Source organism: Gilliamella sp. App6-5, from assembly GCF_001690525.1.
GTDB classification, from domain to species: domain Bacteria; phylum Pseudomonadota; class Gammaproteobacteria; order Enterobacterales; family Orbaceae; genus Gilliamella; species Gilliamella apicola_H.
Window position 1 is genome coordinate 1 of record NZ_LZGT01000011.1, and the last position, 6,151, is coordinate 6,151.

The 6,151-nt window shown below is 32.5% G+C and carries 7 protein-coding genes and 1 pseudogene; 7 read left to right on the forward strand and 1 reads right to left on the reverse strand.

What is annotated here, in order from left to right; translation table 11 throughout:
* From A9G24_RS01560 to A9G24_RS12770, 7 genes and pseudogenes are all read left to right on the forward strand, one after another.
* A pseudogene (locus tag A9G24_RS01560) lies at window positions 1-294 on the forward strand (Imm52 family immunity protein); the annotation flags it as partial.
* Window positions 295-454: 160 nt separating this feature from the next.
* Window positions 455-1,210 carry an Imm52 family immunity protein gene (locus tag A9G24_RS01565; protein ID WP_065637471.1) on the forward strand — a complete coding sequence of 252 codons (756 nt, stop codon included), beginning with the start codon at window positions 455-457 and terminating at the stop codon, window positions 1,208-1,210.
* A 160-nt stretch (window positions 1,211-1,370) separates the two neighbouring features.
* Window positions 1,371-2,117 carry an Imm52 family immunity protein gene (locus tag A9G24_RS01570; RefSeq protein ID WP_065637472.1) on the forward strand — a complete coding sequence of 249 codons (747 nt, stop codon included), beginning with the start codon at window positions 1,371-1,373 and terminating at the stop codon, window positions 2,115-2,117.
* A 138-nt stretch (window positions 2,118-2,255) separates the two neighbouring features.
* Complete coding sequence (locus A9G24_RS01575) at window positions 2,256-3,245, forward strand: hypothetical protein (protein ID WP_065637473.1); 990 nt, start codon at window positions 2,256-2,258, stop codon at window positions 3,243-3,245.
* Between the two features lie 15 nt (window positions 3,246-3,260).
* Window positions 3,261-3,932, forward strand: a complete 672-nt coding sequence (locus A9G24_RS01580) for an N-acetylmuramidase domain-containing protein (protein ID WP_081303036.1) — start codon at window positions 3,261-3,263, stop codon at window positions 3,930-3,932.
* 24 nt (window positions 3,933-3,956) lie between these two features.
* The gene (locus tag A9G24_RS01585; RefSeq protein WP_065637474.1) at window positions 3,957-4,955 is read left to right on the forward strand and encodes a hypothetical protein; all 999 of its coding nucleotides are present in this window, start codon (window positions 3,957-3,959) and stop codon (window positions 4,953-4,955) included.
* Window positions 4,956-4,997: 42 nt separating this feature from the next.
* Window positions 4,998-5,144: a hypothetical protein gene (locus A9G24_RS12770; protein WP_176701149.1), complete on the forward strand. Its 147-nt coding sequence runs from the start codon at window positions 4,998-5,000 to the stop codon at window positions 5,142-5,144.
* A gap of 63 nt (window positions 5,145-5,207) precedes the next feature.
* Here A9G24_RS12770 and A9G24_RS01590 read toward each other — a convergent pair whose 3' ends face one another.
* A complete protein-coding gene (locus tag A9G24_RS01590) occupies window positions 5,208-6,080 on the reverse strand; it encodes an IS3 family transposase (protein ID WP_255307218.1) in 873 nt (290 codons plus the stop codon).
* Window positions 6,081-6,151 lie beyond the last annotated feature (71 nt).

Below are 6,151 nucleotides of genomic sequence, written 5' to 3' on the forward strand. Positions count from 1 at the left end.
GATAGTTATATTGAAATTGATTTGATACATCTTTTCCCTCGTTCTAAAAATATATTTCCTAAACGAATCGGTACCTCATTAATTGTTTACATTCCAGCACCACTAAATGCAAAGGATTATCCAGAATCACATAAAATTATTCCTATTAATCAAAATGATAAACAGGTTGGCACTGTCATTGTATCGCTCGATCACTTTCCATTTTTTAAAAATATTGAGGATGTGAAAACAATGAATCGCCTTGATGTTCGGTTACGCGAAGCGGATTTGCTACCAGAGCGAAGTAATTTATGATTATCCCTAAACTTACTAAGTCAAGACATTAAGGTTGTCTGGTTACAAATTGAAATTCAGTCATCAGAAACTGATGATTTAGATATTTTAGAGATTGATTCATACCCTTCATTAAGTGTAATTTGGGTTCCATTATCGTAATTAACATAAAGAGATTAATATGACTAAATACATTGAATCAGACGATATTCAGTTTAGTATCATACTTTATTTACCAAAGACAGCAACACTCACATTTACTGATTTTTATCAACGTTTGGAAAATGCCTTAAAGGCTTATCAAGACAGTTTTGATTCAAACATGTGTTGGTATCTTTTTAAAAACACCGTAAAAGTGAAACCAGAAGAGTTAGTCTACAGCCCTGAGGGTTTTACTGATTTTGGGATGAAAAAACTTGCTTTAGCCTACCAAAAAATTGAAAAGAACAATGATACGCAGATTTTTTTTATTGATGGCGAACATAAAAGTTCAGGACAGGTTATCACTTATGATGTTGATAAATCATTTTTTGATGATGCTCTGATTAGTTCTGAAATTGACTTTTTTTTCACTAAATTTGAAGATTTACAACTATTAAAGCAAATCACAACCTTTGTAACAAAATTGGCTAATGTTTTTACAGATAGTTATATTGAAATTGATTTGATACATCTTTTCCCTCGTTCTAAAAATATATTTCCTAAACGAATCGGTACCTCATTAATTGTTTACATTCCAGCACCACTAAATGCAAAGGATTATCCAGAAGCACATAAAATTATTCCTATTAATCAAAATGATAAACAGGTTGGCACTGTCATTGTATCGCTCGATCACTTTCCATTTTTTAAAAATATTGAGGATGTGAAAACAATGAATCGCCTTGATGTTCGGTTACGCGAAGCGGATTTGCTACCAGAACGAAGTAATTTATGATCATTCCTAAACTTACTAAGTCAAGACATTAAGGTTGTCTGGTTACAAATTGAAATTCAGTCATCAGAAACTGATGATTTAGATATTTTAGAGATTGATTCATACCCTTCATTAAGTGTAATTTGGGTTCCATTATCGTAATTAACATAAAGAGATTAATATGACTAAATACATTGAATCAGACGATATTCAGTTTAGTATCATACTTTATTTACCAAAGACAACAACACTCACATTTACTGATTTTTATCAACGTTTGGAAAATGTCTTAAAGGCTTATCAAGATAGTTTTGATTCAAACATGTGTTGGTATCTTTTTAAAAACACCGTAAAGGTGAAACCAGAAGAGTTAGTCTACAGCCCTGAGGGTTTTACTGATTTTGGGATGAAAAAACTTGCTTTAGCCTACCAAAAAATTGAAAAGAACAATGATACGCAGATTTTTTTTATTGATGGCGAACATAAAAGTTCAGGACAGGTTATCACTTATGATGTTGATAAATCATTTTTTGATGATGCTCTGATTAGTTCTGAAATTGACTTTTTTTTCACTAAATTTGAAGATTTACAACTATTAAAGCAAATCACAACCTTTGTGACTAAATTGGCTAATGTTTTTATAGATAGCTATATTGAAATTGATTTGATGGAAAGAGTTGAAGCTATATTTCCTAAACGAATCGGTACTTCACTAATTGTTTACATTCCAGCACCACTAAATGCAAAGGATTATCCAGAAGTGCATAAAATTATTCCTATTAATCAAAATGATAAACAGGTTGGCACTGTCATTGTATCGCTCGATCACTTTCCATTTTTTAAAAATATTGAGGATGTGAAAACAATAAATCGCCTTGATGTTCGGTTACGCGAGGCGGATTTGCTACCAGAGCGAAGTAATTTATGATTATTCCTAAACTTACGAAGTCAAGACATTAAGGTTGTCTGCTTACAAATTGAAATTCAGTCATCAGAAACTGAGATAAAGACATTATGGATAAAAAATGAGGCTGCTATTGCCAAAGTAGCCAAACCCAATGGGGAGTTGTCTTTAGCTGAAAACACGGCGGCTTGGACTAAGCATCCTTTACAAGCGTGTAATATACCTAGTAGCACACTGATTGTGGGCACGGCATTACGGGTCGAGATAAATGATGCAAAGTTATCGACAAACAACAATCGAGCAAAAGATGCACAAGATAACGTGTGGTTAAAAGTCGATGTACTTGATGATAAAAACCGAAAAAGAAGTGGTTGGGTGTTAGTGAATGGTGAAGGTGCTAAGCGGGCATATTGTTGGGATTGGTTTGATTTTATGCAGATAAAAGAAACGTCCACATTAAAAGAAATCTACCTTGACGCAGACAAATCGTTAAAACGTAATAAAGACAACCATTCATTATCGCAATATAAACCAACAATAAAAGAAACATTATCTATTCTTGATAAGCAATACCCTGTTGAAACAAAAATATATACCAGTATAAAAGAAGCAAGTTTTAAAGGTATTGCAGATAAACCGATGCTATTTACGGCATTAAGTCGCTTATTAATCAATTACGAAAGCGAATGGTATAGCGAGATTGATGCTGAAGGCAAACTGCCGAAATGGGAAGCGTTAAACAGCGAGATGACGGAAAATGCTAAAAATATATTAGCGTATTTACAAACAGGTGACGAAGCAAAATTAGATGCATATTTAAGTCGTGTAGGTGAAGCAAAGTACTCCCCTGAAGCGAAAGGGTTTGAAACACTAAGACGAGAAATAAGCCGTTTTCCTGCTGATTATAAAGAATCACCATCGGAAAAGTTGACTAAAGAACAGTTTGAATCTTATGCCAAAATGGCAGCATTAGAAAAACAAGTGACAGCTTGGGAAAAGACCAAAGAGAAGATAAAAAAGATGTTATGGTGGGATGATGTTGCTAAAGGCTTGGCCAAGCTAAACCAACAAAATGACACCCCCCCAGAAAATAGCGAGACAACGGATACCACAACTCCCCCCTGCAGATACCGCCTCATCAGCCACCCTTAGTGCTGATGGGAAGGCGTGGTTTATGCATCCCGTAGCGATGATGGATTTATCTGTAAAAAAAAACATCCAATTATTTTATTAGACCAAAATGAATATGAACTTATTTTTTTAAATCAAAGAAAAAATATGGATTTATTAACCGATGCTGATTATGAAGAAGTTGCAAACGAATTAGGATGTGAATCAAAAGCACTTAAAGCTGTAGGTATAAAAGAAACAAAGGATCAGAGTTTTTATACCCATTTAGGGGATCATGTTCCTAAAATATTATTTGAGAGACATTATTTTCACAAATTAACTAATGGTAAATATGATGATGATCCTGATATATCAAATAAATCTTCATTTACTAAATATGGTTCCTATGCGAAACAATATGAACGATTAATAAAAGCATATGCTTTATCACCTCGAGAAGCTCTAATGTCAGCTTCTTGGGGAAAATTTCAAGTTATGGGAGCAAATATGCATTCAGACAAATTAAGTATTGAAGATATTCTATATAAAATTAGTCATTCAGAAAAAAATCATTTAATTACACTAAAAGGTTATTTATTGAAGAATAAAAATGCTTTGGAAGCATTAAAATCAAAAAAATGGGATTCATTTGCTTTGTATTATAATGGCAGTGGTTATAAAAAGAATAATTATGATGTTCTTATAAAAGAAATCTATGAAAAGCTATAAACAAGTAAAATATTGGAATTATAAATGAATAAAATAATTATATTCAGTGTACTATTAGTGAATTTTGCATTTGCTAATACAACAAAAAAATGTGATGAAGACTCATTTGAGGAAGTAAATATAACCACTTTTTCTGGCAGTCATATGAATTTAAAAAATCAATATTGTCCATATTCTAAAACCGAACCAATAGATTATATAGGATATCAATTATTAACTATTAAAGTTGATAACCAATTATATACTTATAAAAATAATGTTAGTGATAATGGATATTCCAGTAGAGAAATGTTCTATTCTAAACTAGGGGTATTTGGTATTGCTGAAGCCAATACAGGCAATTCTCCTTTAACGATAACATATTTGACTATTAAAGATAATAAATTATTTTTATTGGGGAAAATCACGTTTGAGAGACGTATGGGAAACATAATTGGTGAGCCTTATATTGAAAATAGAAGTGATGAAACTAATAAAATTATAGACAACATGTTTTTATTAAATAAAAAAAATATTTTGGGAGAATATCCTTTAAATTTTTATGAAAGCTTATTGTTTATTTTAGTTGATAAATTCAAACAAAATGTTTCAAAATATGAAATAAATAAATTGTTAATTAAGCTATCAGAATATCCAGATTTGAGTAATTTTTATAGACAAAAAATCTTTTTTAAAGATCATTCTTTATGTACATATAATAAAAATCTAATTGAAATGGATGCCTTTGGTTGTCAAATAGGACATAAGCAATTATCCATTTGTTATAATTATTTTGATAAAGGTGATCTAATATACAGATATGGTAATAAAAACAAAATAGAATTAGAGTTGCGGAAAGAAATTTCAGATCAGAAAGTTTTAATAAATTCATTAGTTTTTAAAAAAAATATTTGGCATTATGAAGTAAATACATCTCTTGAAAATGCAGGAGTTTTAATAAAAAAGAATGGCAAGAATATTACGTTTCTTAAATGTGAAAATGACAGTGCAGAACCTTTAATATTTGATCCTATATGGGATTAAAAAACAAGATAATCTCTATTATCCCGATGGTTAAAAGTCGGGGTGCTTGATGATAAAAACCGACAAAAGAGTGGTTGGGTGTTAGTGAATGGTGAAGGTGCTAAGCGGGTCTGTTGTTGGGATTGGTTTGATTTTACGCAGATAAAAGAAACAGCCACATTAAAAGAACTCTACCTTGACGCAGACTAATCGTTAAAACGCAATAAAGACAACCATGCATTATCGCAATATAAACCAACAATAAAAGAAACGTTATCCATCCTTGATAAGCCACCCTGTTGAAACAAATAGATATACCAGTATAAAAGAAGCGAGTTTTAAAGGTGTTGCAGATAAACCGATGTTATTTAATGCCTCATGCGGTCTTTCGGTGTTATAAATCGTTAACCATTCTTCGGTTATTCTCCTTGCTTGTGCTAAGTTGTTAAAAAGATATAAATCGAGTACTTCAGTACGATAGGTGCGATTAAATCGTTCAATGTACCCGTTTTGATATGGGCTACCGGGCGCTATATAATCAATGGCTATATCATGTGATTTAGCCCAGTTTATAAATGTTTTTCCTGTAAATTCTGGTCCATTATCGACGCGTATTTTTAATGGATACCCATGATATTCAGCCAGTTTATCTAAGTAACGGGTAATCCTTCCTGCTGGTAAGCTTACTGCAATATCAATCCCTAACGCCTCACGATTAAAGTCATCGATGACATTGAATGTCCTAAAGCGACGTTGATTACGACTACTGTCACTCATAAAATCCATTGACCAACATTCACCTTGTTTATTGGGGACTAATAACCTTTCCGGGCATCGTGGAGGAATGCGTTTTTTACGCTTTACCCTGAGATTAAGCTTTAATTCACAATACACCCGATATACCCGTTTATGATTCCATTGATAGCCGAGCTTTCTGATACGATTAAAACATTTAGGAAAACCCCAGCGTAAATGCCGGTCTGTGACAGCATTCAACACCGAAATAATCACTGAATCATCCTGTAACTTAGGTTGATAATAGTAAGCACAACGGCTTAAGCCAACAATAGCACAACTCATAACAATAGTAACTGAATGATTTTGTTGTAGTTGCTGTGCCCACATTTTACGTGCCTTGGTGGGCACTAAAGCTTTTTTATGATTTCTTCCTGAAGCTGGGATTTTAAGCTCAGTTCGGCAAACATCTGTTTAAGCTT

Bases quoted from the DNA above. Each gene is read 5' to 3' on its own strand.
- A9G24_RS01585 (WP_065637474.1), top strand. From the start codon at position 3,957: ATGAATAAAATAATTATATTCAGTGTACTATTAGTGAATTTTGCATTT.
- A9G24_RS01570 (WP_065637472.1), top strand. From the start codon at position 1,371: ATGACTAAATACATTGAATCAGACGATATTCAGTTTAGTATCATACTT.
- A9G24_RS01565 (WP_065637471.1), top strand. From the start codon at position 455: ATGACTAAATACATTGAATCAGACGATATTCAGTTTAGTATCATACTT.